At 69.9% G+C, this 24812-nt stretch carries 26 protein-coding genes and 1 tRNA gene; 11 read left to right on the forward strand and 16 right to left on the reverse strand.

Annotated elements, in window-relative coordinates; all coding sequences use genetic code 11:
* Positions 1-2: 2 nt before the first annotated feature.
* The 9 genes from ntrB to KTR66_RS02860 form a co-directional block, all read right to left on the reverse strand.
* A complete protein-coding gene (ntrB, locus tag KTR66_RS02820; RefSeq protein ID WP_213610182.1) occupies positions 3-878 on the reverse strand; it encodes a nitrate ABC transporter permease in 876 nt (291 codons plus the stop codon).
* A gap of 3 nt (positions 879-881) precedes the next feature.
* Positions 882-2147: a CmpA/NrtA family ABC transporter substrate-binding protein gene (locus KTR66_RS02825; protein WP_213610184.1), complete on the reverse strand. Its 1266-nt coding sequence runs from the start codon at positions 2145-2147 to the stop codon at positions 882-884.
* Positions 2144-3160 carry an ABC transporter substrate-binding protein gene (locus KTR66_RS02830; protein ID WP_213610186.1) on the reverse strand — a complete coding sequence of 339 codons (1017 nt, stop codon included), beginning with the start codon at positions 3158-3160 and terminating at the stop codon, positions 2144-2146. The genes KTR66_RS02825 and KTR66_RS02830 overlap by 4 nt, the downstream gene beginning before the upstream one ends.
* 168 nt (positions 3161-3328) lie before the next feature.
* Complete coding sequence (locus KTR66_RS02835; RefSeq protein WP_371818994.1) at positions 3329-3892, reverse strand: ANTAR domain-containing response regulator; 564 nt, start codon at positions 3890-3892, stop codon at positions 3329-3331.
* 258 nt (positions 3893-4150) lie between these two features.
* On the reverse strand, positions 4151-5116 hold the full coding sequence (locus KTR66_RS02840; RefSeq protein ID WP_213610188.1) for a tripartite tricarboxylate transporter substrate binding protein: 966 nt from the start codon (positions 5114-5116) through the stop codon (positions 4151-4153).
* Positions 5117-5122: 6 nt separating this feature from the next.
* Positions 5123-6385: an FAD-binding oxidoreductase gene (locus KTR66_RS02845; protein WP_213610190.1), complete on the reverse strand. Its 1263-nt coding sequence runs from the start codon at positions 6383-6385 to the stop codon at positions 5123-5125.
* Positions 6386-6388: 3 nt separating this feature from the next.
* The gene (locus tag KTR66_RS02850; RefSeq protein ID WP_213610192.1) at positions 6389-7123 is read right to left on the reverse strand and encodes an amino acid ABC transporter ATP-binding protein; all 735 of its coding nucleotides are present in this window, start codon (positions 7121-7123) and stop codon (positions 6389-6391) included.
* Positions 7120-7779, reverse strand: a complete 660-nt coding sequence (locus KTR66_RS02855) for an amino acid ABC transporter permease (protein ID WP_249731802.1) — start codon at positions 7777-7779, stop codon at positions 7120-7122. Before KTR66_RS02855 ends, KTR66_RS02850 begins: the two co-directional genes overlap by 4 nt.
* Before the next feature lie 7 nt (positions 7780-7786).
* A complete protein-coding gene (locus KTR66_RS02860; RefSeq protein ID WP_213610196.1) occupies positions 7787-8545 on the reverse strand; it encodes an ABC transporter substrate-binding protein in 759 nt (252 codons plus the stop codon).
* A gap of 171 nt (positions 8546-8716) precedes the next feature.
* On the opposite strand from KTR66_RS02860, the gene KTR66_RS02865 reads away from it, so the two are divergent.
* The 9 genes from KTR66_RS02865 to KTR66_RS02905 are packed head-to-tail and all read left to right on the forward strand — an operon-like array spanning position 8717 to position 16387.
* Positions 8717-10426, forward strand: coding sequence for a tetratricopeptide repeat protein (locus KTR66_RS02865; RefSeq protein WP_213610199.1), 1710 nt, complete (start codon positions 8717-8719; stop codon positions 10424-10426).
* Between the two features lies 1 nt (position 10427).
* Positions 10428-11279, forward strand: a complete 852-nt coding sequence (locus KTR66_RS02870; RefSeq protein WP_213610201.1) for a 4-(cytidine 5'-diphospho)-2-C-methyl-D-erythritol kinase — start codon at positions 10428-10430, stop codon at positions 11277-11279.
* A gap of 51 nt (positions 11280-11330) precedes the next feature.
* Positions 11331-12377 (forward strand): extracellular solute-binding protein, encoded by a 1047-nt coding sequence (locus KTR66_RS02875; RefSeq protein WP_213610203.1) that lies wholly within the window; start codon positions 11331-11333, stop codon positions 12375-12377.
* A complete protein-coding gene (locus tag KTR66_RS02880; protein ID WP_213610205.1) occupies positions 12377-13237 on the forward strand; it encodes an ABC transporter permease in 861 nt (286 codons plus the stop codon). The genes KTR66_RS02875 and KTR66_RS02880 overlap by 1 nt, the downstream gene beginning before the upstream one ends.
* A complete protein-coding gene (locus KTR66_RS02885; RefSeq protein WP_213610207.1) occupies positions 13230-14030 on the forward strand; it encodes an ABC transporter permease in 801 nt (266 codons plus the stop codon). Before KTR66_RS02880 ends, KTR66_RS02885 begins: the two co-directional genes overlap by 8 nt.
* Before the next feature lie 9 nt (positions 14031-14039).
* Positions 14040-15092, forward strand: coding sequence for an ABC transporter ATP-binding protein (locus KTR66_RS02890; RefSeq protein ID WP_213610209.1), 1053 nt, complete (start codon positions 14040-14042; stop codon positions 15090-15092).
* Positions 15089-15436, forward strand: a complete 348-nt coding sequence (locus KTR66_RS02895; RefSeq protein WP_213610211.1) for an SH3-like domain-containing protein — start codon at positions 15089-15091, stop codon at positions 15434-15436. Before KTR66_RS02890 ends, KTR66_RS02895 begins: the two co-directional genes overlap by 4 nt.
* Positions 15426-15716, forward strand: a complete 291-nt coding sequence (locus KTR66_RS02900) for an SH3-like domain-containing protein (RefSeq protein WP_213610213.1) — start codon at positions 15426-15428, stop codon at positions 15714-15716. Before KTR66_RS02895 ends, KTR66_RS02900 begins: the two co-directional genes overlap by 11 nt.
* Positions 15713-16387 (forward strand): nitrile hydratase subunit alpha, encoded by a 675-nt coding sequence (locus KTR66_RS02905; protein ID WP_213610215.1) that lies wholly within the window; start codon positions 15713-15715, stop codon positions 16385-16387. Before KTR66_RS02900 ends, KTR66_RS02905 begins: the two co-directional genes overlap by 4 nt.
* Positions 16388-16394: 7 nt before the next feature.
* On the opposite strand, the gene KTR66_RS02910 is transcribed toward KTR66_RS02905, so the two are convergent.
* From KTR66_RS02910 to KTR66_RS02925, 4 genes are all read right to left on the reverse strand, one after another.
* Positions 16395-16469, reverse strand: a tRNA-Gln gene (locus KTR66_RS02910).
* Positions 16470-16540: 71 nt separating this feature from the next.
* Positions 16541-17515, reverse strand: a complete 975-nt coding sequence (locus tag KTR66_RS02915) for a tripartite tricarboxylate transporter substrate binding protein (RefSeq protein WP_213610218.1) — start codon at positions 17513-17515, stop codon at positions 16541-16543.
* On the reverse strand, positions 17512-18882 hold the full coding sequence (locus KTR66_RS02920) for an LLM class flavin-dependent oxidoreductase (protein ID WP_249731803.1): 1371 nt from the start codon (positions 18880-18882) through the stop codon (positions 17512-17514). Before KTR66_RS02920 ends, KTR66_RS02915 begins: the two co-directional genes overlap by 4 nt.
* A gap of 12 nt (positions 18883-18894) precedes the next feature.
* On the reverse strand, positions 18895-20301 hold the full coding sequence (locus tag KTR66_RS02925; protein WP_213610222.1) for an MmgE/PrpD family protein: 1407 nt from the start codon (positions 20299-20301) through the stop codon (positions 18895-18897).
* A 127-nt stretch (positions 20302-20428) separates the two neighbouring features.
* On the opposite strand from KTR66_RS02925, the gene KTR66_RS02930 reads away from it, so the two are divergent.
* Positions 20429-21322: a CoA ester lyase gene (locus KTR66_RS02930; RefSeq protein WP_213610224.1), complete on the forward strand. Its 894-nt coding sequence runs from the start codon at positions 20429-20431 to the stop codon at positions 21320-21322.
* Here the strand turns inward: KTR66_RS02930 and KTR66_RS02935 are convergent.
* From KTR66_RS02935 to KTR66_RS02945, 3 genes are read right to left on the reverse strand one after another with little or no spacing between them, the layout of a single operon-like run.
* Positions 21306-22064 (reverse strand): GntR family transcriptional regulator, encoded by a 759-nt coding sequence (locus KTR66_RS02935; RefSeq protein WP_213610226.1) that lies wholly within the window; start codon positions 22062-22064, stop codon positions 21306-21308. The genes KTR66_RS02930 and KTR66_RS02935 overlap by 17 nt on opposite strands.
* Positions 22065-22114: 50 nt before the next feature.
* The gene (locus KTR66_RS02940) at positions 22115-22660 is read right to left on the reverse strand and encodes an isochorismatase family protein (RefSeq protein WP_213610228.1); all 546 of its coding nucleotides are present in this window, start codon (positions 22658-22660) and stop codon (positions 22115-22117) included.
* Positions 22654-23223, reverse strand: coding sequence for a TetR/AcrR family transcriptional regulator (locus tag KTR66_RS02945; protein WP_213610229.1), 570 nt, complete (start codon positions 23221-23223; stop codon positions 22654-22656). Before KTR66_RS02945 ends, KTR66_RS02940 begins: the two co-directional genes overlap by 7 nt.
* Positions 23224-23280: 57 nt before the next feature.
* Here KTR66_RS02945 and KTR66_RS02950 point away from each other — a divergent pair, with 57 nt between their 5' ends.
* The gene (locus tag KTR66_RS02950) at positions 23281-24810 is read left to right on the forward strand and encodes a 4-hydroxyphenylacetate 3-hydroxylase family protein (protein ID WP_213610231.1); all 1530 of its coding nucleotides are present in this window, start codon (positions 23281-23283) and stop codon (positions 24808-24810) included.
* Positions 24811-24812: the final 2 nt, after the last annotated feature.

The following is a 24812-nucleotide window of genomic DNA, read 5'->3' on the forward strand; positions in this document are numbered from 1 at the left end:
CTTCACTGTTCCGTGGTGCCGCGCGTCACCGCGCGGCCGGCGAAGGCCATGATCCGGTCGAGCACGAAGCCGACGAGCCCGACATAGATCAGCGCCACGATGATGTCCGAGAGGTTGGAGCTGTTCCACGCATCCCAGATGAAGAAGCCGATGCCCACACCGCCGATCAGCATCTCGGCCGCGATGATGGCGAGCCAGGAGAGACCCACGCCGATGCGAAGCCCCGTGAAGATGTAGGGCGCGGCCGCCGGCACGACGATGCGCAGGAACCACTCATGCGGCCGCAGGCGGATGACGCGCGCCACGTTGCGGTAATCCGCCGGCACGTTGCGCACGCCGACGGCGGTGTTGATGATGATGGGCCAGACCGCGGTGATGAAGATCACGAAGATCGCGGAGGGCTGCGCCTCGCGGAAGGCGGCCAGCGAGAGCGGCAGCCAGGCGAGCGGCGGCACGGTGCGCAGCACCTGGAAGATCGGATCGAGGCCACGCATGGCGAGCTTGGAGGAGCCCACCAGCATGCCGAGGCCCACGCCCACCACCACGGCCAGCGCGAAGCCCAGCGCCACGCGCTGCAGGCTGGCGGCCAGATGCAGGCCGAGGCCCTTGTCCAGCCCGCCCCGGTCATAGAAGGGGTTGAGGATCAGCTCCCGCGCATCGTTCCAGACGCGCGAGGGCGGCGGCAGCGTGGCGCCCGGGCCGGAGCAGAGCCATTCCCAGAGCAGGAACAACCCGGCCACGACCAGCAGCGGCGGGATCACGACGCCCAGCGTCTCGCTCACGCGGCGCATCAGGGCGGAGGCTTTGGGGGCCGGTGCCGCGGCCGGGGTGGCGAGCGGCGCGGTGGCGGTGACGGCGGGGGGCGTGATCGCGTTCATGGATCAGGCCGCCGAGAGCTTCTTGATGGACAGCGAGGCCAGATAGGCCGCCGGATTCTCCGGGTCGAACACCTTGCCGTCGAAGAAGGTCTCACGCCCGCGCGAGGTGCCGCTGGGCGTCTCGCCATGAGGCACGCCGGCACGGGCGGCGGCGGCGCGCCAGATGTCCTCGCGGTTCACCTGCGCGATGAGCGGCGCGGTCTCCAGCCCCTCGGGCAGGATGCCCCAGCGCTGATTCTCGGTGAGGAACCAGAGGTCATGGCTGCGGAAGGGGTAGCTCGCGTGGTCGCGCCAGAACTTCATGGTGAGGTCAAGATTGGTGGTGGTTCGGCCATCGCCGTAATCCACCTCGCCGCGCATGCGGCCGATGATGTCGCCCACCGGCACGTTGAACCAGGCGCGGCGGCCCAGGATCTCGCACATCTCCTGCTTGTTGGCGGGCGTGTCGCACCAGCGCGCGGCCTCGATCACGGCGGCCGTCAGCGCCTCGGTCGCGCGCGGGTTCTGCTGCACGAAGTCCGCGCGCAGCGCCAGGCACTTCTCCGGATGGTCCTTCCAGAACTCGCCGGTGACGAGCGCCGTGTAGCCCAGGCGCTGGGTGACGAGCTGCGCGTTCCAGGGCTCGCCCACGCAGAAGGCGTCCATGGTGCCGACGCGCATATTGGCCACCATCTGCGGCGGGGGAACGACGATGGTCGAGACGTCGCGCTCCGGATCGATGCCGGCGGCGGCGAGCCAATAGCGGATCCACATGTCATGCGTGCCGCCACGGAAGGTCATGGCGACCTTGCTGTCGCTGTTCAGCGCGCGGCGCAGCGGCGAGGCATCGAGCCGCGCGCCGAGCGCCATGTGCTTGGCCGCCACGCTGATCGCCTGGCCGTTGGTGTTGAGGCGGGCCAGCAGCGCCATGGGCACCGGCTGGTTGTTCTGCACGATGCGGCCCATATGGATGAGGTAGGCCATGGGCGTCAGCAGATGGGCGCCGTCAATGCCGCCGCGCCCGCCGCCCAGCACCAGGTTGTCGCGCGTCGCCCCCCAGCTCGCCTGGCGGTTCACCTCCACATCCGGCATGCCGTGCTTGGTGAAGAAGCCCTTCTCCTTGGCGATGATGAGCGGCGCCGCATCGGTCAGCGCGATGAAGCCGAAGACGGCCTTGCGCACCTCCGGCGTGGTGCTGCCCTGGGCATGCACGCCAGCGCCGCTCACCGCTTTCGCGGCGGCAAGAAGGGCGGCGGTGCCGGCGACGGCGTTGCGGCGAGTGAGGCTCATGCGGTGGTCTCCAGAAGGGGCTCGGGTTCGTTCAGGCGGGCGGCGGCATCGCGCCACAGCCCGTCGTTGAAGGGGGAAAGGGCCTGGGCGTCCGGGATGCTGTCCGGCATGTGCCCGGCCTCGCGCATCGCGGAGAGCCAGAGCGCCGCTTCCTCGCGGCGCGGCAGGGTGGCGGCGCGGAAGCGGATGCGGTGCGTCGCGTCGAAGGCGCTCTCGATGGTGGCGGGGCTGAGTTGCCACAGCGCGCGGCCGGCCATGATGGAGATGGCCTGCACGCGGTTCGCCGGATCTTCCAGCCAGCGCGCCGCGGCGATGATGGCCGCGGTGGCGGCGACCGCCTGCTCGCGATGCGTGGCCAGGTATTCCGTGCTGAAGGCGAAGAGCTTCTCGGGGTGCTCGGGCCAGATCTCCGCCGTGCCGGCAACGACCTGGCCCGCCCCCATCGCCTCGGCCGCCGCCCCCCAGGGCGCACCGACGCAGAACCCGTCAATCTCGCCGGCCGCCAGCCGGTGCGCCATGCGCGGCGGCGGCACGGCGGTGAGGCGCACATCGCGCTCCGGATCGATCCCCTGCGCCAGGAGCCAGCGGCGCAGCAGGTAGTTGTGCGAGGAGAAGGGGAAGACCACGGCCAGCGTGGCCGGTCCACGCCGCGCCTTCAGCTTGGCCGCGAGGTCGCCCCCCGCGAGTTCGTTGGAAAGGGTGATGCCGTTGCCATTGCGCGAGAGGCCGCAGGCCACCTGCAGCCGCGCCTCGACACCGCCGAGGCCGGCCGCCAGCGCGATGGGCATGGGGGCGAGCAGATGCGCGCCATCCAGCGCGGAGAAGGCCAGCTTGTCCCGGATCGCGGCCCAGGACCCTTCGGGCGAGAGCGCCACGCGGAGCCCGACCGCCTCGAAGAGACCCAGCGCCTCGGCGACCAGCAGCGGCGCCGCGTCGAACAGCGGCACGAAGCCCAGGCGCATGACGCGGGCGGCCGGGCGGATGCGGGGGGAGGCGACGCCGAGCGAGGGCAAGCGGGTGATCCACGCATCGGGCGGACCGTCATGGGCCACCGGGAGGAGGGTTGGGCTTGCCTGGGATGCGCCATTGCATCCCGCCCGTGAGGAGGCTCGTATCCGGGGCGCGGGCGGGGCGCAAGCGAAAAAATGCACGACCCTTAGGCGAAAGGAATCGAATAGCCTCTATTCGATCTGAATTGCCGGTTTTTTGTTCAAATAGGCCGCTGCCATGGGTCCGAGCTTCAGCCGCCGCTCCATCGCCATGCGCTGCAGGCGCCGATGCGCCTCAGGCTCCGAGAGGCCCTCATCCCGCATCAGGCGGCGCTTCGCGGCGGCGATCTGGTCGCGCTCCTCGAGCGTCGCGCGCGCCTCGGCGAGCTGGGCGCGCAGCGCCTCATGCGCGCGGAAGCGCCGGATCGCGACCTCCAGCACCGGGCGCACCCGCGCCGGGGCCAGGCCTTCGACGACATAGGCGGCGACGCCTGCCTCCAGTGCCGCCTCGATCTGCTCGGGCGCGCCGCGCTCGGCGAAGAGGACGACGGGGCGGGGTTCGTCCCGGTTCAGGGCGCGCATGGATTCGAGGGCGTCGCGGGATGGGTCGTCCAGGTCGCAGACGATGACATCGGCCTGGCTCGCGCGCACGCGCGCCGTCAGGTCCGCCACGTCGGGCGCGATCGCCACGACGGCACAACCCGCCGCTTCCAGGCCCAGGCGCACCGCTTCCGCGCGCTCAGGCTCGCCATCCACCAACAAGACCCGCAGCGCACATGCCCCCTGATCCGGGCCGCGCTGGCGTATTCCCCACGCCCTGCATGCCACGAATGAGGCGGGCGGGAAAAGACGGGAAGGTTTCAGCTTCCATCTTTGGCATTATTTTCCTATCATGATGCCGTGACCAATGCCCCCGCCCTCTCCTCACCCCTGCCGACCGGGCCGGGGCCGAGGGGGAATTTGTCCGAAACCGGGGTTGGGCGAGAAACCGCGCCGGGGTGGATTCCCGCCGCGCTAATCCACTGTGATGCGCGCCTCGCGCACCACGCGGCCCCATTTTTCCGACTCCCGGGCAATGAAGGCGCCGGCCTCCTCCGGCGTGCTCGCCTCGGGGTCCACGCCGGCGCCGGTCATGCGCTGCATGGCAGCCGGGTTGGCCAATGCCGCGCGCAGGGCCTCGGAGAGGCGCAGCACGGCGGCGGGCGGCGTGCCGCCGGTCGTCATCACCGCGCCCCAGGAGGTGGCGGTGGCCTGGGGGTAGCCCTGCTCGGCGAGCGTCGGCACATCGGGCATCAGCGGGTGGCGGCGCGGGCCGGTGGCGGCGAGCGCGCGCAGACGCCCCTCCCGCACGGGCCCGACGGTGGCGGCGATCTGCACCAGCATCATCTGGATGGTGCCCGACATGAGGTCCGCCATGGCGCCGCCCGAGCCGCGATAGGGCACGTGCAGCATGTCGATCCCCGCGGCCAGGCGGAACAATTCGGCCGCCGTGTGGGTCGAGGCGCCATGGCCGGAGGAGCCGAAGGAGAGCTGCCCCGGCCGCGCCTTGGCCAGCGCCACGAATTCCGCGAGATCGCGCACCGGCAGCGAGGGCGGCACGACGATCACCATGTCGCTCGTATAGGCCATGCCAACGGGCGCGAGGTCCCGCGCCGGGTTGAAGCCCATGTTGCGGTAGATGTGGACATTGGTGCTGAGCAGCCCGGTCACGCCCATCAGCAGCGTGTGGCCGTCGGGGGCGGCGCGGGCCACCATCTCGCCGCCGATATTCCCGCCGGAGCCGCCGCGATTCTCGACGATGACAGGCTGGCCCAGCCGCTCGCCCATCGGCTCGGCGAGGATGCGGGCGGCCACATCCGTGCTGCCGCCGGCGACGAAGGGCACGATCATGCGGATGGGCCGCGTCGGCGCCCAGGATTGCGCGAGCGCCGGCGTGGCGAAGGGCGTGGCGAGGAGGGTGCGGCGGAGCACGTCACGCATGGCCGGTCACAGCCCCAGCCGGTCGCGCAACCGGCCCTCCATGACCTTGGCCGCGACGCCGATGCGCCAGAAGCGGTGGAAGGCGATGGGGCGGATGGGGGTGACAGGCATGTCCACCCGCTCGCCCAGGATGCGCCGCGCCAATTGCCGCCCCATGGCCGTGCCCATGGCGACACCGCGGCCATTGTAGCCGAGGCCGGCGAGCAGCCCCGGCGCGGGCTCGTGCAGATGCGGGTAATGGTCCTTCGTCATCGCCAGCTGCCCGTTCCAGCCATGGGTCCAGGCCACACCCTTGATCTCGGGCCAGAGGCGCTCGGCATAGTCCTTCAGATACTGGATGGGCTGCGTGTCGGTGATCGGCCGCTGCGGGCCGCGGCCGCCCATCAGCAGGCGGTTCTTCTGGTCCAGCCGGTAATAGACGGTGATGTTCCCGGCCTCGTAGAGCGAGGCGCGCAGCGGCATGATCTTCCGCGCCACCGCCTCGTCCAGCGGCGCCGTCGCGGCGATGGAGCTGAAGACCGGCACCACGCTCTGCCTGAGGCCGGGCCAGAGATCGCCGGTATAGCCATTGGTGGCCAGCACCACATGCGCGGCGATGATGGCGCCGCCCGGCGTCGTGACGCGCCATGCAGCATCCGCCTGTGCAAGCGAGGTGGCGGGTGTGCCGCCATGCACGCGCGCGCCCGCCTGCATCGCGGCGCGCGCGAGGCCGCGCGCATAGGAGAGCGGCTGCACATCGCCGCCGCGCCGGTCGAGCATGGCGCCCGCATAGCGGTCGGTGCCGGTCCGCTTCGCGATGGCCGCCGCGTCCAGGTATTCCACCGGCCAGCCGCGCTTCGCGCATTGCTCGGCGGTGCGGCGCACGGCCTCGGCGTTGTTCGCGTCAATGGCGGCGCGGATGGTGCCCTCCTGCCGCGCCTCGCACTGGATCTGGTGGCGGCGGATCAGCTCGAAGACGGCATCGGGCGCGCCGTAGGAGAGCTCGAGCATGCGGCCGCCCAGATCCTCGCCATGATCGGCGATCACCTGGTCCGGGTCGGGCTTCAGCCCGGGATTCACCTGGCCGCCATTGCGGCCCGAGGCGCCCCAGCCCGGCTCCTGTGCCTCGATCAGCACCACGTCGCGCCCGGCCTCGGCCAAATGCAGCGCGCAGGAGAGGCCGGTGAAGCCGCCGCCGATGACGCAGACTTCCGCCCGCGTCTCGCCCGTGAGCGGCGGCGTGGGCATCGCGGGGATGGCGGTCTCGGCATAAAGGCTCGGCGGCAGCATGGGCTACTCCAGGGGGCGCAGCACGCGGCGCAGGAAATCCTGCGTGCGCGGCTCGCGCGGCGCGGTCAGCAGTTCGGCAGGCGGGCCTTGCTCGACGACACGGCCCTTGTCCATGAAGACGACGTGGTCCGCCACTTCGCGCGCGAAGCCCATCTCATGCGTGACCACGGCCATGGTCATGCCCTCCCGCGCCAGGTCGCGCATCACGGTCAGCACCTCGCCCACCAGTTCCGGGTCGAGCGCGCTGGTCGGCTCGTCGAAGAGCACGGCCTTGGGCCGCATGGCGAGGGCCCGGGCAATGGCGACGCGCTGCTGCTGACCGCCCGAAAGCTGCGAGGGGTAGGCACTTTCCTTGCCCGTCAGCCCGACACGCGCCAGCAATTCGCGCGCATGCTTCTCGGCCGCGGCGCGGTCCTCGCCGGCGGCGTAGATCGGACCCTCGGTCACGTTCTCGAGCGCGGTGCGGTGCGGAAAGAGGTTGAAGCGCTGGAACACCATCGTCACCTGCTGGCGCGTGGCGCGGATCTCGGGGCTGTTGCGATCCACGCGCTTCCCCAGCACGCGCACCTCGCCGCCCTCGTAGGATTCGAGCCCGTTCACGCAGCGCAGCAGCGTGGACTTGCCAGAGCCCGAGGGGCCGATGATGCACACCACCTGACCCTGGCGGATGCTCAATGAGATCCCGTCCAGCACCCGGTTCGTGCCGAAGGATTTCTGCAGGCGCTCGATCTCGATCATCGCCGGCCGAACCGCTTCTCGAGCCGCGCCACCAGGATGATGAGCGGGATGGACAGGCAGAGATACAACAGCGCCGCCATGGTCCAGACCTCCTGGTTCTTGAAGGTGGAGGAGGCGATGAGCCGCGCCTGCGTCGAAAGCTCCGCCACGGTGATGACGCTGGCCTGGGAGCTGTCCTTCAGCAGCATGATGAGGTTGTTGCCATAGGGCGGCAGCACGATCCGCACCGCCTGCGGCAGCACCACGCGCGTCAGGATGCGCGCGCGGCTCATGCCCAGGCTCTCCGCCGCCTCGATGGTGCCGGCATCCACGGCGAGGATGCCCGCGCGGAACACCTCGCCCATATAGGCGGAGTAGGCGACGCCGAGGCCGATGACGCCAGCCTGGAAGGCGTTGAGGTCCACGCCCAGCTCGGGCAGCACGAAGTAGATGTAGAAGAGCTGCACCAGGATCGGGATGCCGCGGATCGTGTTGGTGAAGAGCATTGCCGGCCATTCCAGCCAGCGCTTGCCCGAGGTGCGCATCAGCGCCCAGACGATGCCGAGCGCGGTGGAGAGCAGCAATGCGCAGAGGGTGACGGCGATCGTCACCCAGACGCCCTGCAGCAGGATGGGCAGGAATTGCTGCCCGTCCCTCAGAAATCCCGACCAGGTCAAGCGCCGCTCACGCGGCCGAGGGCGGCAGGTTCCACTTGGTGACCAGCGCGGCGAAGGCGCCATCGGACTTCATGCTGGCGAGGCCGGCATTGATGCGCGCCATCACCGGATCGCCCTTGCGGGTGCCGATGGCGATGCTGCCGACAATGGAGGGGCGATATTCCGGCAGCAGCCGCACGCCGCGGAAGGTGCCCTGCGCGATCTGGTAGGAGACGATGGGCGCATCGCCGAAGCCCGCCGCGATGCGGCCGAGCGAGACGTCGCGCATGATGTCGGCCACGCTGTCATAAGTGCGGACATCCAGGCCCGCCGCGCGCAGCGGCTCGATATAGACGGTGCCGATCTGCGCGCCGGCCGCCACGCCGCGCATGTCGGCCAGCGTGCGCCAGGGGCGCTGCTCGCCCTCGCGCACCGCCACACCCTCTCCATAGGCATAGACCGGGTCGGAGAAGTCGATCTGTTCGCGCCGCGCGGGCGTGGCCAGCATAGCCGCCGCGATGAGGTCAATGCGGGAGGAGGTGAGCGAGGCGATGAGCGCCGCGAAGGGCGTCGCCTGCACATCCACCGCGAAGCCCTGGCGGCGGCCGATCTCGGTGATCAGCTCCACCATGAAGCCGGTGATGGTGTTGCGGCTGGTGTCCAGGAAGGTGAAGGGAATGCCGGTCGGCGTGGAGCCGACCTTGAGCGTCTGGCCCTGGGCCAGCGCGGCACCCCCGGAGAGGGCGAGCGCCGCACCTCCCCCCAGAACATGACGGCGGTTGAACATGCCGGTCTCTCCTTCCTGGCCTTGCCTGGGGGAATGAGGGCACGGCTGAGCGCGGGGTTCAAGCGGCCCTGTGGCGGGACCGATGCGGAAAAGTCACATTGTGGCGTCCAACTGTGGGGAACAGACCACGCCCCATGGTGCGTCGCCCCCCCGCATGCCTACATAGATCGCATGCGCGAGAGACGCCTGCCCCCCCGGCTCATGCTCCTGGGCCTGACCCTGCTTGCCGCCTGCGCGGCGGGCGGGCCCAATGTCGTGGACCGCGGCGGGCGCTCGGCGCCGACGCGGGGCGAGATCGCAGCCAGCGGCACCGTCTTCGGCAATTACCTGGTCGGGCGCTTCGCCGGCGAGGAGATGGACACGAGGACGGCCGCCGACAGCCTGCTCGCCGCGCTGAGGGCCGATCCCGACCAGCCAGATCTGATTCAGCGTGCCTTCATCGCGAGCCTGATGGATGGGCGCCCCGATGCGCTGCGCCTCGCGCGCCGCCTGCCGGACAATGCCTCGGCGCAGCTCGTTCTGTTCGGCGCCGACGTCGCGGCCGGGCGCTGGGCGGGGGCGGAGGCGCGGGCGCGCAACCTGCACCGCCAGGGGCCGGTCGCGGCGCTGCAGCCCGTGCTGCTGGCCTGGAGCCAAGCCGGACGCGGCCAGACGGATCAGGCGCTGACCACCTTGCGGCCGCTGGCCGAACAGGGCCGCTTCCGGGCGCTGAACGCGCTGCACGGGGCGCTGATCGCGGATGCCGCGAACCGCCCGCGCGAGGCGGAGCGCTTCGTGCGCCTCGCCCTCGCCGACCAGCCCGATCCCACGCTGCGCCTCGCCATGCTCTCCGCCGGCATCCTGGAGCGCGCGGGCCGCCCGGCCGAGGCGGCGCGCCTGCTCGATCAGCTGGCCGGATCGAGCGACGACCTCGCTTTGGCCGTGCTGCCGCCCGCGCGGCGGATCGTGCTCACCCAGCGGGCCATCGAAGGCCCGGCCGATGGCATTGCCGAAGCCTATGTGGCGCTGGGCAGCGCGCTGCGTGGCCAGGGCCTGGAGGAGATGGCGACGGTGATGGCGCGCCTCGCCCTGCGGCTGCGCCCGAATTTCGCCCCCGCCCTGATGCTGCTCGCTGATACGCTGACCGAGGGCGAGCGCCTGGATGCCGCGCGCGAGGCGCTGCTGCTGGTGCCGGAGGGCGACCCGCTCTACGGCGCCGCCCAGCTGCGCCAGGCCGTCCTGCTCGACCGCCTTGGCCGGTCGGACGAGGCGGAGGCCCTGCTGCGCCGCCAGGCGGAGGCGCTGCCCAGCGTGCCGCAACCGCTCACCCGGCTGGGTGATCTGCAGCGCCGGCGTGGCCAGTTCGCCGAGGCGGCGCGGGCCTATGACGGCGCCATCGCCCGCAGCGAGCCCATCCGGCCCTCCGACTGGCCGCTCTTCTATGCTCGTGGCATCGCGCGCGAACGCTCGGGCAATTGGCCGGCGGCCGAGCAGGATTTGCTGCAGGCGCTGGCGCTCTCGCCGGACCAGCCCTTCGTGCTGAACTACCTCGCCTATACCTGGGCCGACATGGGCGTGAACCTCGAACGCGCGAAGGCGATGCTGGAGGGCGCGGCGGCGCAGCGCCCGCAAGATGGCAACATTGCCGACAGCCTGGGCTGGGTGCTGTTCCGCATGGGCCAGATCCAGGCAGCCATCGCGCAACTGGAGCGCGCGGTCGAGCTGGAGCCGCGCAACGCCACGATCAACGACCATCTGGGCGACGTCTACTGGGCCGCGGGGCGTGAACGCGAGGCGCGCTTCCAATGGCAGCGGGCGCTCACCATGGACCCGGAACCCGCGGAGGCGCAGCGCCTGCGCAGCAAGATCGACGGCGGCCTGCCCCGGCCCGCGCGGCGCTGACATGGCCGCCCTGACGGAGGCCGCCCCGGCCAAGGTGAACCTGTTCCTGCATGTGACCGGCCGGCGGGCCGACGGCTACCACCTGCTCGACAGCCTCGCCGTATTCGGTCCAGCCGCCGACACGCTGACCGCCACGCGGGCCGAGGCCCTGAGCCTCACACTGGCAGGTCCCTTCGGCGAGAGCCTCGCCGCGGAGCCCGACAACCTGGTGTTGCGCGCGGCGCGCGCATTGGCAGCCGAGGCGCAGGTCACGGCGGGGGCCACGCTGCATCTGGAGAAGCATCTTCCTGTGGCCTCCGGCATCGGCGGCGGCTCGGCCGATGCGGCCGCGGCGCTGCGGCTGCTCAACCGCCTCTGGCGCTGCGAGCTGGGCGAAGCGGCGCTCGCGCGGATCGCAGCACCGCTGGGGGCTGACATCCCGGTCTGCGTCGCCTCTCGCCCCGCCCGCATGCAGGGCATCGGCGAGGTGATCACACCTGGCCCCGCCTTGCCGGAATGCGGGCTGCTGCTGGTCAATCCTCGCGTGCCCGTGGCAACGCCCGCCGTGTTCCGCGCGCGGCAGGGCGGCTTCTCACCCCTGGCGGAACTGCCCGTCGCATGGCCCGACGCCGAGGCCATGGTCGCCGATCTCGCGCGCCTGACCAATGACCTCGAGGCGCCCGCACTTTCGCTCTGCCCCGTCATCGGAGACGTGCTATGCGCGCTGCGCGCCACGCCCGGCTGCCTGCTGGCGCGGATGAGCGGCTCCGGTGCCACCTGTTTCGGCATCTTCGCGACGCCCGGCGCCGCAATTGCCGCCGCCCGCGCCATGCCCGAAGCATGGTGGTCCGCCGGCGGCGCGCTACTCCCTTGACCAGGCGCGTGACTTCCGCGACAGCTTGTCCGGACATCGAAGGAGCCCGCCATGATCGCCTCCCGCCGGACCATCCTTGCCGCCAGCGCCCTCTCGCTGCCGCTGAGTGCCCCCTGGGTCACCAGCCGCGCGCAATCCGGCGGCACGCTGACCGTGGTGTTGAACCAGGGCCTCCTCGCCCGCCTCTGGATCGATGAGCTCCACCCGGTCTTCGAGCGCGAGACGGGTGCCCGCATCAACGTGCAGCAATCGGTCACGGCGAACATGCTGGCCATGCTGCGCACCCAGCGCGACAATCCGCCCGACCTGATGCAGTTCTCCGAGGCCGGCGTCTTCGCGGCCGCCCAGGCCGGCCTGCTCCGCCCGCACAACCCGGCCAACATCCCCAACTGGGCGAGCTTGCGCGACGCCTTCAAGCTGGCCGACAACTATTCGGCCGGCGTCATCGATGCGGTGCATACGCTCTACTACAACACCCGCGCGCAGACGACGCAGCCCACCGCCTGGGCGCAGCTCTGGGATCCCTCCTCGCGCCGGCGCGTCGCCATTCCGCCCATCACCTGGAACAGCGGCGTGCGCATGGTGACGACGGCCGCGCAGATCGCGACCGGCAAGCCCTTCGCCGAGGCGCAGCGTGACCTCGATGCCGGCATCCGCCACCTGGCGCGGCTGAAGGAGAACGGCGCCATCGCCTATACCGGCGCGCCGCAGGCCATCCAGATGCTGCAATCGGGGCAGATCCCGCTCGTGCCCTTCTACGGCATCTTCATCAACCCGATCATCGAGCAGGGCGCGCCCATCAAGCCCGCCGTGCCGCTGACCGAGGGCATCCATGGCGAGATCGTCGGCCTCAACATGCCGGTGAATGCGCGCAATGTGGAACTGGCCGAGCGCTACGTGAACATGAGCCTCTCGCGCGAGTTCCAGAGCAAGATCGACACCGTGCTGCACTCGCGCGCCGCCAACAAGGATGTGAACCCCTCGCCCCGCACGCTGGAGCTGCTGGGCCCGCCGGACAACATCCTCTATGCCGACTGGCGCTTCCTCTCCGAGCAGCGCAGCCGCCTCACCGATGCCTGGAACAACGTGTTCGGCTGATGCAGGGCGCCTCCCCGCGCCTCACCGGGTTTCTGCTGCTGGCACCCGCGCTGGTCTTTCTCATCGCCTTCTACCTGGTCCCGCTCGGCACCATGGTGGAGGAGAGCCTGCGCTCGGCGCCCAACGACATGGATCCGCGCGCGGGGCTGCACCTCTTCCAGTATGACCGCGTGTGGAATTCCGGCCGCTCCTGGCGCGCGCTGGAGCGGACGGTGCGGATCTCCGCAATCTCGACGCTGCTGACGCTGCTCGTCGCCTATCCCATCGCGCTGTTCCTGTTCCAGGTGCGGGCCTTCTGGCGCACGGCGATCCTGATCACGATCTTCGTCTCGCTCGCCTCCAGCCTGATCGTGCGCAACTATGGCTGGCTGGTGACGCTGGCCGATGCGGGGCCGGTGAACCAGCTTCTGCTGGCGCTCGGCATCGCTGATGAACCGCTGCGCATGGTGTACAGCGAGGGTGCCACCATCGTGGCGCTGGTGCATTACGCCCTGCCCTTCATGATCCTGCCGATCTACGGCGCGCTGACGCGCATCCCGCCCTCCTTCGTCGAGGCCGCGCAATCGCTGGGCGCCGGGCCCTGGCGCGCGCTCTTCGGCACGGTGCTGCCGCTGTCCATGCCCGGCATCTTCGGCGGCACCACGCTGACCTTCGCCATCTGCATGAGCGCCTTCGTCACACCCCTCATGCTGGGCTCGCCGGCCACCGCCATGATCAGCCAGGTCGCCGCCGAGCAGTTCCTGGTGCAGCTGAACTTCCCCTTCGGCTCGGCCATGATCGTGGCGCTGACCCTCGTCACCTTCGCGATCCTGCTGGCCTATACGCTGCTGATCCGCGCCGTGTTCCGTCACCATGCCTGACGCCAAAGGCTTCCGCATCGTGGTGGCGACGCTGGCCTTGCTCGGCCTCGCCTTCCTGGTCTTCCCGGTGATCTTCACCGGCGTCGTCGCCTTCGGCGGCTCGATCTTCATCGAGTTTCCGCCGCAGAGCCTCTCCTTGCGCTGGTTCGAGAATATCGGCCGAATCAACCGCATCTGGGACGCAACGATCACGAGCCTCTATATCGGACTGATCACCGCGGCGCTGGCCACCGCCATGGGGGCGGCGGCGGCCCTCGCCCTGGTCCGCAGCCCGCTGCCGGGCAAGGCGATGCTGACCTCCCTGCTGCTCTCGCCCATCGCCCTGCCCATCGTCGCCATCGGCATCGCGCTCATCCAGTTCTTCATCCTGCTCGGCATGGCCTTCACCTGGTGGAGCCTGGTCATCGGCCACCTCGTGCTCGTCATCGCCTATCCGGTGCGGACGGTGGCCGCCGCCCTCACCCTCTCCAACCCCTCGCTCGAGGAAGCCGGCGCCTCGCTCGGCGCCTCGCCCTGGCAGGTCTTCCGCACCGTCACCCTGCCCCAGATGGCGCCGGGGCTGGTCAGCGGCTTTCTCTTCGCCTTCCTCATCAGCTTCGACAACTACCCGATCAGCGTCTTCCTGGTGCGCGGCGAGCTGACGACGCTGCCGATCGAGCTGTTCAACTACATCAGCCAGAATCTCGACCCGACGCCTGCCGCCTTCTCTTCCGCCTATGTCGCCGTGGTGGCGGCGCTGATCCTGCTGGCGGAACGGCGCTGGCGCATCATCTCCCTCTCCATCCCCCGCTGAGGAGACCGCATGGCCCGGCTTGAGCTCGATCGCGTGGAGGTGACGCTCGGCGGCAACCGCATCCTGCACGGCGTCAGCCTCGATGTGGCCGACGGCGAATGCGTGGCGCTGCTGGGGCCCTCGGGCTGCGGCAAGACGACGACCTTGCGCGCCATCGCAGGCTTCACGCCGGTGAGCGCGGGCGAGATCCGCATCGCCGGGCGCTCCGTGCTCGGCCTGCCGCCGCATAAGCGCAACCTCGGCCTCGTCTTCCAGGACTACGCGCTGTTTCCGCACATGACGGTGGCGCAGAACATCGGCTACGGGCTGCGCATGCGGGGCGAGGATCGCGCCTCCATTGCGAAGCAGGTGGCCGAAGCCCTTGCCCTCGTGCGCCTGAGCGACATGGCGGAGCGCTACCCCGCCCGCCTCTCCGGCGGCCAGCGGCAGCGCGTGGCGTTGGCCCGCGCGCTGGTCATCAAGCCCGACATCCTGCTGCTGGACGAACCACTCGGCGCGCTCGACCGAAAGCTCCGGGATGCGATGCAGGTGGAGCTGAAGCGCATCCATCGCGAGGTGGGTGTCACCACCATCATCGTCACGCATGACCAGGAGGAGGCGCTCTCGCTCGCCGATCGCGTCGCCGTCATGTTCGCGGGCGATATCCGTGAAGTGGAGCGCCCCGCCACCCTCTATGCCCGCCCGAAGAGCCGCGCGGTGATGGATTTCCTGGGCGAGGCCAACCTCATCCCGGCCGAGGTGACGGCCGATGGCGCGCTGCGCCTGCCCGGCGGCGCCGAAATCCCCCATGGCGGCGCCAAGCCAGGCCTCGTGCGCCTCGGCATCCGGCCCGAGCACATGGCGATCCTGCCGGCGCCCGGCCCCGGCAGCATCGCCGCGTGCGTGACGGAGATCGTCTTCAAGGGCGCGCATGCCTCGCTCTATGCCGAGGGACCAGCGGGCCTGGCGCTTTCGGCGAGCCTCTCGCCTGCCGCGCTGGAGGCGCCACCCGCCATCGGCGAGACTGTCCATCTGCGCCCTGACCCGGCGCATCTCATCCTGTTCGAGGAGGATCCGGCATGACCAGTGAACGTGCGATGCAATCATCCAGTCCGCGTGCCATGCACGACATCGGCGGCCTCGACCTCGGCCCGATTGATCGCACCGAGCATCCGCGCACCCTCTACGAACTGCGCGTGGACGCCATGCTGATGCTGCTGACCGGCCCGGCCTGCGGCGCCTTCAAGACCGATGCGCTGCGCCGCGCCATCGAGGAATTCTCGCAGGAGGACTACGACCACCTGCCCTATTACGACCGCTGGCTGCAGGCCATCACCAACCTCCTGGTCGAGCAGCAGGTTCTGACGCGCGAGGAGATCGAGGCCCGCGTGGCCGCCATCACGAAGGAACTCGCCGATGCCGCCTGAGCCGCGCTTCGCCCCCGGCACGCACGTCCGCGTCGCCAACCGGCCCGTGAGCGGCCATTGCCGCACGCCCTTCTACCTGCGCGGCCATCGCGGCGTGGTGCTGGAATATGCGGGGCATTTCCACAACCCCGCGCAGCTCGCGCAGCACCGCCCAGGCCTTCCCAAGCTCTTCCTCTACCGCGTCCGCTTCCCGCATCTCGGCCCGGATGGCCGCACGACGCAGGACGAGATCGAGGCCGACATCTACGAAGATTGGCTGGAGAGCGAGGCCGCCGCATGAGCACGCCGCATCACCATCATCATGATCATGACCATGACCATGACCATGACCATGACCATGATCACGACCACGCGCCGATCGAGGATGGCGAGGGCCCGCCCGGCCCATTTCAGATCCTGGAGCGGGCCCTGCGCGAACTGCTCATCGAGAAGGGCGTCCTGACCGCCGAGCAGATCACCCGGCAGATCGAGCTGCAGGAGGGCCGCACGCCGGAGCTTGGCGCCAGCGTCATCGCCAAGGCCTGGACCGACCCCGCATTCCACGCGGAGCTGAAGCACGACGCCCGGGCCGCTGTTGCGAAGCTCGGCATCACCATCCCCGATGCGCCGGAGCTGATTGCGCTGGAGAACGAGGAGGGCGTGCATCACGTCATCGCCTGCACGCTGTGCTCCTGCTACCCGCGCATGCTGCTGGGCGTGCCGCCCGCCTGGTACAAGAGCAAGGCCTATCGCTCCCGCGTCGTGCGCGACCCGCGCGGCGTGCTGGCGGAATTCGGGCTGACCCTGCCGGAGGAGACGCGCATCCGCGTCGTGGATAGCACGGCGGACCTGCGCTACCTCGTCATCCCGCGCCGCCCCGCAGGCACGGAAGGATGGGACGAGGCGCGCCTCGCCGCGCTCGTCACCCGCGATTCGATGATCGGGACAGGGGTGGCGCTCGCGCCGGAATAAGGCGGGCTGGTTGGGGTGCTAGGATTCGAACCTAGGAATGGCGGTACCAAAAACCGCTGCCTTACCACTTGGCTACACCCCAGCCGTGGCGCCGTTTAGCGAGGCCCGGAGGGGTCCGTAAAGCCCCCCTCCGCGTTTCATTCCTCTGCGCAGTCAGATGCGGATATTCGCGTCCCGCACGAGCTGCTGCCACCGGCCGAGATCGGTGCGCAGGATATCCGCCAGCCGCTCCGGCCCGCCGGGTGGTGCCGCCTCCACATTCTGCGTGGCGAGGCGACGCACGAAGGCAGGGTCAGCCAGCAGCTCGTTGAAGATTCGATTCCAATAGAGCGTGATGGCAGGCGGCGTCCCCGCCGGGCCGAACAGCCCGGCCCAGGCGAGGCTCTGGAAATCCACCACCTCGGGCACGCCCGATTCGCGCATGCTCGGCACGTCCGGCAGGATGGGGGAGCGCGCCTGCGCCAGCACCGCCAGCGCCTTCACGCGGCCGCCCACCACCTGCGGCTGGGCGCTGGTCATCGCATCAATCATGAAATGCACCCGCCCCGCCGAGAGATCGAGCAGCGCCTGGGCCGAGCCGCGATAGGGCACCTGCTCCATCGGCACGCGCGCAAGGCGCGAAAACATCTCCGTCGTCAGGTGCCCGGCCGTCCCCATGCCGGGATTGGCCGCGATGTAGCGGCCCGGATTGGCCCGCATCAGCGCCACCAACTCGGCCAGGTTGTTGGCCGGCAGATCGGGCGGCACCACGATGAGGAAGCCCGTCCAGCCGATCAGCGACATGGGCGCCAGATCGCGCAGCACGTCGAAGGGCAGGTTGGGCGTGACCGCCGGGTTCACCGCGACGGGCGAGTTGCTGGTCAGCAGCAGCGTGTGCCCATCAGGCGGCGCGCTCGTCACCGCCTGCACGCCGATGGCGCCTGTGGCCCCCGCGCGGTTGTCCACCACGATCTGGACGTTGTGCCGCGTCTGCATCTCCTCCGTCAGCACGCGCGCGATCAGGTCGCTCATATTGCCCGGCGGGAAGGGCACGATGATGCGCACCGGGCGCGTCGGATAGCCTTGCGCGAAGGCGGGCGCGGCCAGCGCCAGGGCGGGCGCGGCGAGCAGGTGACGGCGTTGGATCATGCGGCTGGGTTCCTTTGCCAATCGAAGGGGGCGGCGCGCGGCAGGCCGAGATTCTCGCGCAGCGTGGTGCCGGCGAATTCGCGCCGGAACACGCCGCGCCGCTGCAATTCGGGCACGACGAGGCGCACGAAATCCTCATAGGCGCCGGGCATATGCGTGGCGGCGAGCACGAAGCCGTCACAGGCCTCGCTCTCGAACCATTCCTGCATCTCATCGGCGACCGATTGCGGCGTGCCGGTGAAGCAGGGGAATTCGCGGATCGTGCCGCGGCCGCTGATCTGGACGAAGTCACGCAGCGTCGGGTTCTGCTTGCCCGAGCCCGCCACCACGCGGTCGCGGATGGCCTGCAGCCCCTTGATGCCGGCCAGTTCCTCGTCGGTGAAGGCCTCGTCCATGCCCTTGCTGGCGAAGTCGTAGTTCAGCACCTCGGAGAGCAGGGCGAGCCCGTCCACCGGCTTGGCCAGGCTCTCGATCAGCGCGCGCTTCTCGGCCGCCTCATCCTTGCTGTTGCCGATGATGGCATAGACCGCGGGGCAGACCCGCACCTTGGCGGGGTCGCGTCCCGAGGCGGCGACCTGCGCCTTGAACTCGGCATAGACCTTCTGCCCCGCCTTGAGGTTCGGATAGATCACGAAGATCAGGTCACCCCAATTGGCCGCGAAGGCCTTGCCACGCCCGCTCTGCCCCGCCTGGATCAGTACGGGCCTTCCCTGCGGCGTGCGCGGCACGGTGAAGGTGCCCTCGCTCTTGTACCAGCGCCCCTGGTGGTTCAGCCGCCGGACCTTGGTGGGGTCGGCGAAGACGCCGGACGCGCGGTCATTGATGATCGCGTCATCGCCCCAGGCATCCCAGTGGCTGAGCACGATCTCCATGAATTCATCCGCGCGGTCATAGCGCAGGTCATGCTCGGGGTGCTCGGCGCGGCCCATATTGTGCGCCTCGCTGTCGTTCAGCGAGGTGACGACATTCCAGGCCACGCGCCCCCCCAGCATGTGGTCCAGCGTCGCGAAGACGCGGGCCACGTGATAGGGCTCGTAATAGGTGGTGGAATAGGTGGCGCCGAGGCCGAGCTTCTCGGTGGCGAGGCCCATGGCGGTGAGGATCGAGATGAGGTCCAGCTTCACCACGCGGATGCCGTTTTGCATCGCCTGCGCATGGTCCCGGCCCAGGATGTCGGGCAGGGCCAGGCGATCATCGAAGAAGGCCATGTGGAAGCGGCCATCCTCGAGATTACGGGCGATGCGCTGGTAGTATTTCGGCGAAAGGAAGTCCTGCATGGTCTCCGGGTGCCGCCAGGAGCCGGGGTAGTTCGAGCAGTTCTGCGCCTGCAGAAAGGCGACCATGGCCATTTCGCCGCGTCGTGACATCACTTCGTTTCCTCAACCGTTGAGCGCTTCCGTCAGCGCCATCACATCGGACGCCGCATCGAGGCCCATGACAAGATCGAGGATGCGCCGCGCCTTGGCGGCGGAGAATTGCCGCCCGGCATTTTCCATGAACTTCCGCTCGACATCGGCCATGGTCAGCGGATTGCCGTCCGAGCCGCGGTTCATCTCCTCGCGGTGGCGCAGCACGCGGCCATCCATCGTCTCGATCACCAGCTCGCCGCCGTAGTAGCGCGGGAAGTTCAGCGTCGCGTCCGTCTCGTAGCTGGTGCGGGCACAGAGGGCGAGCGCGCGCGGATCGCGGATCATCTCTTCCTCCAGCTCGTCCAGCGAGAGGCGGCCGCGCAACAGGCAGGAGGCGACGGCGTAATGCACACTGAACTGCGCGTCATAGGAATTGGCCGGCTGCTTCTTCGCCGCTTCCGGCTCGCACACCACCTTCACCTGGCCCGGATGGATGCGCACGGTGATGTGCTTGATGTCCTCGGGCCGCAGGCCATGCGCCGCGCGCAGCGCCAGCGCCGCATCGGCGAACACATGGTTGAAGTGGCAGCAGGGATAGGGCTTCAGCGCGTTGTTCCGCATCTCCCAGAGCTCACCCAGGCGCTCGGTGCAGCGCGAGAGATCGGCGGGCGACTTCTCCTGCAAATGGCTGCGGAACAGGCCGAAGCGGCCCTCATAGGCGGCGGGTGGCGCCTTGAAGCCATTGCGCGCCAGCGCCGTCGCCGTGATGGCGGCGAAGCCCGCCCAGCCGGGATGGATGCGCTTGGTCCAGGAGCCATCCTCCAGGAATTCCAGGGAACCCGCCGCCATGGAGAGCAGGATGCCCTGCGCCGCGCCGATCTGCGCGGGCGTGGCGCCGGCGAGGCGCCCCGCCGTCAGCGCGCAGCCGAAGGCGCCGACCATGCCGGTCGGGTGGAAGCCCACCTGGTGGAAGCCGCCCTGCGCGGCGGCGCCGATGCGCGAGGCGCCCTCCACGCCCAGGATATAGGCGGCCAGCGCCTCGGCGCCGGAGGCACCATGCTCGCGCGCCATGTGAAGCGCCGTCGGCACCGTGCTGGAGGAGGCATGGACGATCGCGTCCGAATGCGTGTCGTCATAATCGAGGCCGTGGATGAGCGCGCCGTTCATCATCACGGCATCGCGCAGCGGCAGGCGGTAGGGCATGCCGATCACGGGATGGCTGCCCGCCCCCGCCAGGCCATGGATCGCGCCGATGGTGCGCTTCGCATAGTCGAAGCCGGAGGCCGCGATGGCGATGCCCAGGCTGTCCAGCATGTGGCGCTTGGCCTGGTCCACCACATCGGCGGGGATGTCCTCCATGCGCAGCGCGGTCGCGAATTGGCCCAGCTCCAAGGAAATGGGCGTGCGCGTGGCAAGCTCGGTCGGCAGGCTGTCCATGACGTTTGTCTCCCTTTTCCGAAAGCATGGGCATGTCCCGGCATGCCTGTCAAACATACGGACAAATCCATCTGGACGCGGCACGCCCCGCCGCCTATCAGCGAGGAAACCGCGCAGGAGACGCCGCATGACCGCCCCGAACCGCACCTTCCTCTTCGCCCCCGGCGACCATGCCCGCCGCGCCGAGAAGGTGCTGACCGCAGGGGCGGATGCCTGCATCCTCGACCTCGAGGACGCGGTGGCGATCTCGGCCAAGGTGGCGGCGCGCGCGTTGGTGAACGCGGCGCTCGACCGCCCCCGCACCTGCCGCGGCTTCGTGCGCGTCAACGCCTTCGATACGGAGTTCTGCCCGGGCGACATCCAGGCCGTGATCGGCCCCCGCCTGGATGGCCTCGTGCTGCCCAAGCTTGAGGACCCGGCCCAGCTCATCGCCGTGGACTGGCTGATCTCAGCCCTGGAGCGCGAGCGCGGCCTGCCCCCTCGCGGCATCGAGGTGATGCCGATCATCGAGACGGCGCGCGGCATGGCGGGCCTCGGCGCGCTCACCGCCTGCGCCGCCTCCCTCGGCGGCCGCGTCAAGCGCTTCAGCTTCGGCGCGGGCGACTATACGCTCGACCTCGGCATCACCTGGGATCTCGCGGAGACCGTGCTGGAAGGCGCCCGCGAGAAGATGGTGCTGCACAGCCGCGCCGCCGGGCTGGAAGCCCCCATCGACACGGTCTGGATCGAGCTGCGCGAGATGGAGGCTTTCACCGCCTCCTGCGCGCGGGGCGTGGCGCTGGGCTTCCAGGGCAAGCTCTGCATTCATCCGGACCAAGTGCCCGTCGCCAATGCCGCCTACTCGCCGGCCGAGGCCGAGGTGGCGCGCGCGCGCCGCATCATCGCCGCCTTCGCCGAGGCGGAGGCGCAGGGCCTCGCCTCCATCCAGGTGGAGGGGCGCTTCGTGGACTACCCGATCGTGGACCGCGCCCAGCGCATCGTGGCGCTGGCCGAGCGGATCGGCCTCACACCTCGCGCTTGAGCGTCGCGCGATAGGTGAAGCGGGGGGCCGGATGGCAGCCCTCCGAAACCTCGAAGACGCGGCCATTCTGGTCGAGGTAGCGCCGGCGGATCATCAGCGCCGGCGCGCCTGGCTCCACTTCCAGCAGCGCGGCCTGCGCCTCGGGCACGCCGCCCGCCGAAAGATCCACCTCGACCGAAGAGAGCTGCACCCCGAAGCGCCGCTCGATCATCGCATAGACGGAGCCCGGCTGCTGGCCGATCTCCTCGATCACGGCCGCATACTCGGCCGGGATGTGCAGCGTGACGAAGCAGATCGGCGCGGTGGTGAGGCGCACGCGGCGGATCCCCTCCACGCGCAGCCAGGCCTCGCCCTCCGGCACGCCCGGCACCTCGGAGGAGGGCACCTCGCGCGCGCGCAGCACGGTGAGGCGCGTCTCTTCCGGGTATTGCAGCAGCCCGCCCATGCTGGTCAGGTCCTGCACGAAGCGGCCGCGGTTCTCATGCGCGATGACGGTCGTGCCGCTGCCCTGCCGGCGCGCCACCAACCCCGCCTCCTCCACCAGGCGCAAAGCCTCGCGGATGGTGTGGCGCGAGGCGCCGTAGAGCGCGCAGAGCTCGGTCTCGGTCGGCAGCATGCTGCCGATGGCGTGCTGACCGCCACGGATCTGGGCGAGCAACTCGTCGCTGATCTGCCGGTAACGCGGGCGCGGATCAGCGCCGGAATTCGCGATGTCACGCCGGCTCGCACCGTCGCCCTTCATTGTGTCGCCCTTGGTCACGGCGCCCCCCGGGATTTGTATTCCCGTTCTTGTTAGCCGGGGTCCTTCACCAAGGCCAGCAGGGAACGCCAGCGGGGGTGCGTCGCGTCCTCCGCCCATTCGAAGCCGGCCATCTCGGTGGTGATGATCTCGGCGCCGGCGCGCGCCAGCCGGGCCAGAGCGGCCTCCCGGCTCGCCGCCCGGCGCGAGCCCATGGCATCCCGCACGGCCCAGACGCGGCGCCCCAGGGCGCGCAGGCCGAGCGCCGTCTGCATCACGCAGATATGCGCCTCATAGCCGCAGATCACGATGTCGGTCCGCTCGGGCGGCAGCGCGTCGCGGAAGGCGGGCGTGCGGCAGGCGTCGAAGCTGGTCTTATGGAAGGTGTTCTCGCTCAGCGCGGCCAGTTCCGGCAGCAGCGGGCCGATGCGGTCCGGGCAATGCTCCGTCGCCCAGACCGGCACCTCGAAGAGCCTGGCGAGGTTCGCCAGGCGCAGTGCCTCCCGCGCCACGGCGGGTCCGTCCTCGATGGCCGGGTGCAGCTTGCCCTGCAGGTCCACCAGCAGCAGCAGCGAGGTCCGGCGGTCCAGGGTCAGCATGGCATGCGCTCCAGCAGGCGTTGCATCAGCCCGCGCGCGGGCAGCCCAAACAAGCGCAAACGGCGGGTTTCGGAAAGCACCAGCAAGCCGACGGCCTGGGCGAAGATTTCCGCCACCAGCGCATCCGGCTCGGCCGAGGCCGCCGCGGCCGCATCCCGGATGGGAGCGAGGGCCGCCAGCAGCAGCGCATTCAGCTCCGGGTCCACCCCCTGCCCCAGCCCGCGCGGCGCCGGCCCGCCGGGGCCGAGATAGAGGCCCAGCGCCAGTTCCTGTGGCCGCTCGGCATAGAAGTCGAACAAGGCCAGCGCGCCCTGCCGGAACGCATCCGGCCCCTGCGCGGCGGCGGCGATGGCGGCGGTGAGATCGGCCAGCGAGGCGCGCAGCAGTTCGGCATAGATCGCCTCGCGGCTGTCGAAGTGGAAGTAGAGCGCGGCCGGCGTATAGCCCGCCCGCGCCGCGATGGCGCGCAGGCTCGCCCCCTCCAGGCCCTGCTCGGCAAAGACCTCCCGCGCGGCATCCAGGATGCGCTGGCGGCCGAGTTCCTTCTTGGTGGATGCGCTCATTGACCCGGATAATCGAACAGCGTTAGATTTTCGGCAAGCCCAAAGGGAAACGCCGCCATGCTCATGTCCGCCGAAGCCTATCGCGACTCGCTGCGCGCACTTTCGCCGCGCGTCTTCGTCAATGGCCAGCAGGTGAAGAGCGTGGCGGACGAGCCGCTGTTGGCACCGGGCATCAACGCGCTCGGCGTCACCTATGATTTCGCGCTTCGCCCCGAATACGAGAAGCGCATGGTGGCGACGCAGCAGGGCTCGGGCCGCGTCACCAACCGCATGCTGCATGTGAATGGCAGCACGGATGACCTGCTGACGAAGCTCGAGGCGGTGCGCCTGCTCTGCCGGGAGTCCGGCTGCGCCCAGCGTTATCTCGCGCATGACGCGCTGAACGCGCTGCACCAGGGCACAAAGCGAGCCGATGACGAGCATGGCGGCGAACGCCACGCCCGCTTCCTCGCCTATCTCGACGATGTGCAGGCGCGCGACCTCTCGCTCGGCATCGCCATGACGGATGCGAAGGGCGACCGCAGCAAGCGCCCCGGCCAGCAGGCCAATCGCGACGTGCATGTCCACATCAAGGAACGCCGGGCGGATGGCATCGTCATCCGCGGCACCAAGGCGATCGTCACCGGCGCGCCCTATATGCACGAATTCCTCGTCATGCCCTGCCGGACGATGACGCCGGAGGACGCCGATTTCGCCGTCTGCTGCGCCGTGCCGGTGGATGCCGAGGGCATCACCATCGTCTCCCGCCCCGCCGGCCGCCCGGGCGAGGCCGCGGCCCGCTTCAGCAACAAGTATGGCCAGTCCACCGGCGTCGTCATGTTCGAGGATGTCTTCGTGCCGTGGGAGCGCGTCTTCTTCGCAGGCGAATATGCGGAAGCCGGCTTCATGACCACCAGCTATGCCACGCATCACCGCCATTCCTGCATCGCCGCCCGCGCCGGCTTCGGTGACCTGCTGATCGGCGCCGGCGCGCTGATGATCGAAGCGAACGGCCTGGACACCGACCGCCACGCCCATGTGCGCGACGCGATGGTGGACCTCATCAAGATCGTCGAGGGCTTCTATGCCTGCGGCGTCGCCGCCAGCGTCTATGGCACGCGCGACCCCTCGGGCGCCGTGATGCCGGAGACGGTGTTCAGCAATATCGGCAAGCTGCTGCTGGCGACGCAGATCTACGACATGCATCGCCTGGCGCATTACGTCTCGGGCGGTCTGATCGTGGCGCTGCCCGGCCCGGATGAGGACCACAACCCGGAGACGGCCGCCTCGCTCGCCGCCGTGCTGGCCGGACGCCCCGATATCCCGGCGGATAAGCGCCTGGATGTGGCGCGCTTCATGGAGGATCTGACGGCCTCCAACCAGGGCGGCTGGTATTCGGTGATCTCACTGCATGGCGGCGGCAGCCCGGAGGCGATGAAGCGCGAGATCTGGCGCAACTATCCGGTGGAGGAGCGCAGTGCGCTGGTCGAGCGTCTGCTCGACCGGGGCATCCTCGATGAAGGCAAGCGCACCTCGAAGCAGCCCGGCCGCTGCTGCGAGACGGGCTGCGAACCGCCCGCCCTGCCCGTGCGTAACGCCGCCGAATAGGC

The organism is Roseococcus sp. SDR, assembly GCF_019083995.1.
In the GTDB taxonomy this organism is placed as follows: domain Bacteria; phylum Pseudomonadota; class Alphaproteobacteria; order Acetobacterales; family Acetobacteraceae; genus Roseococcus.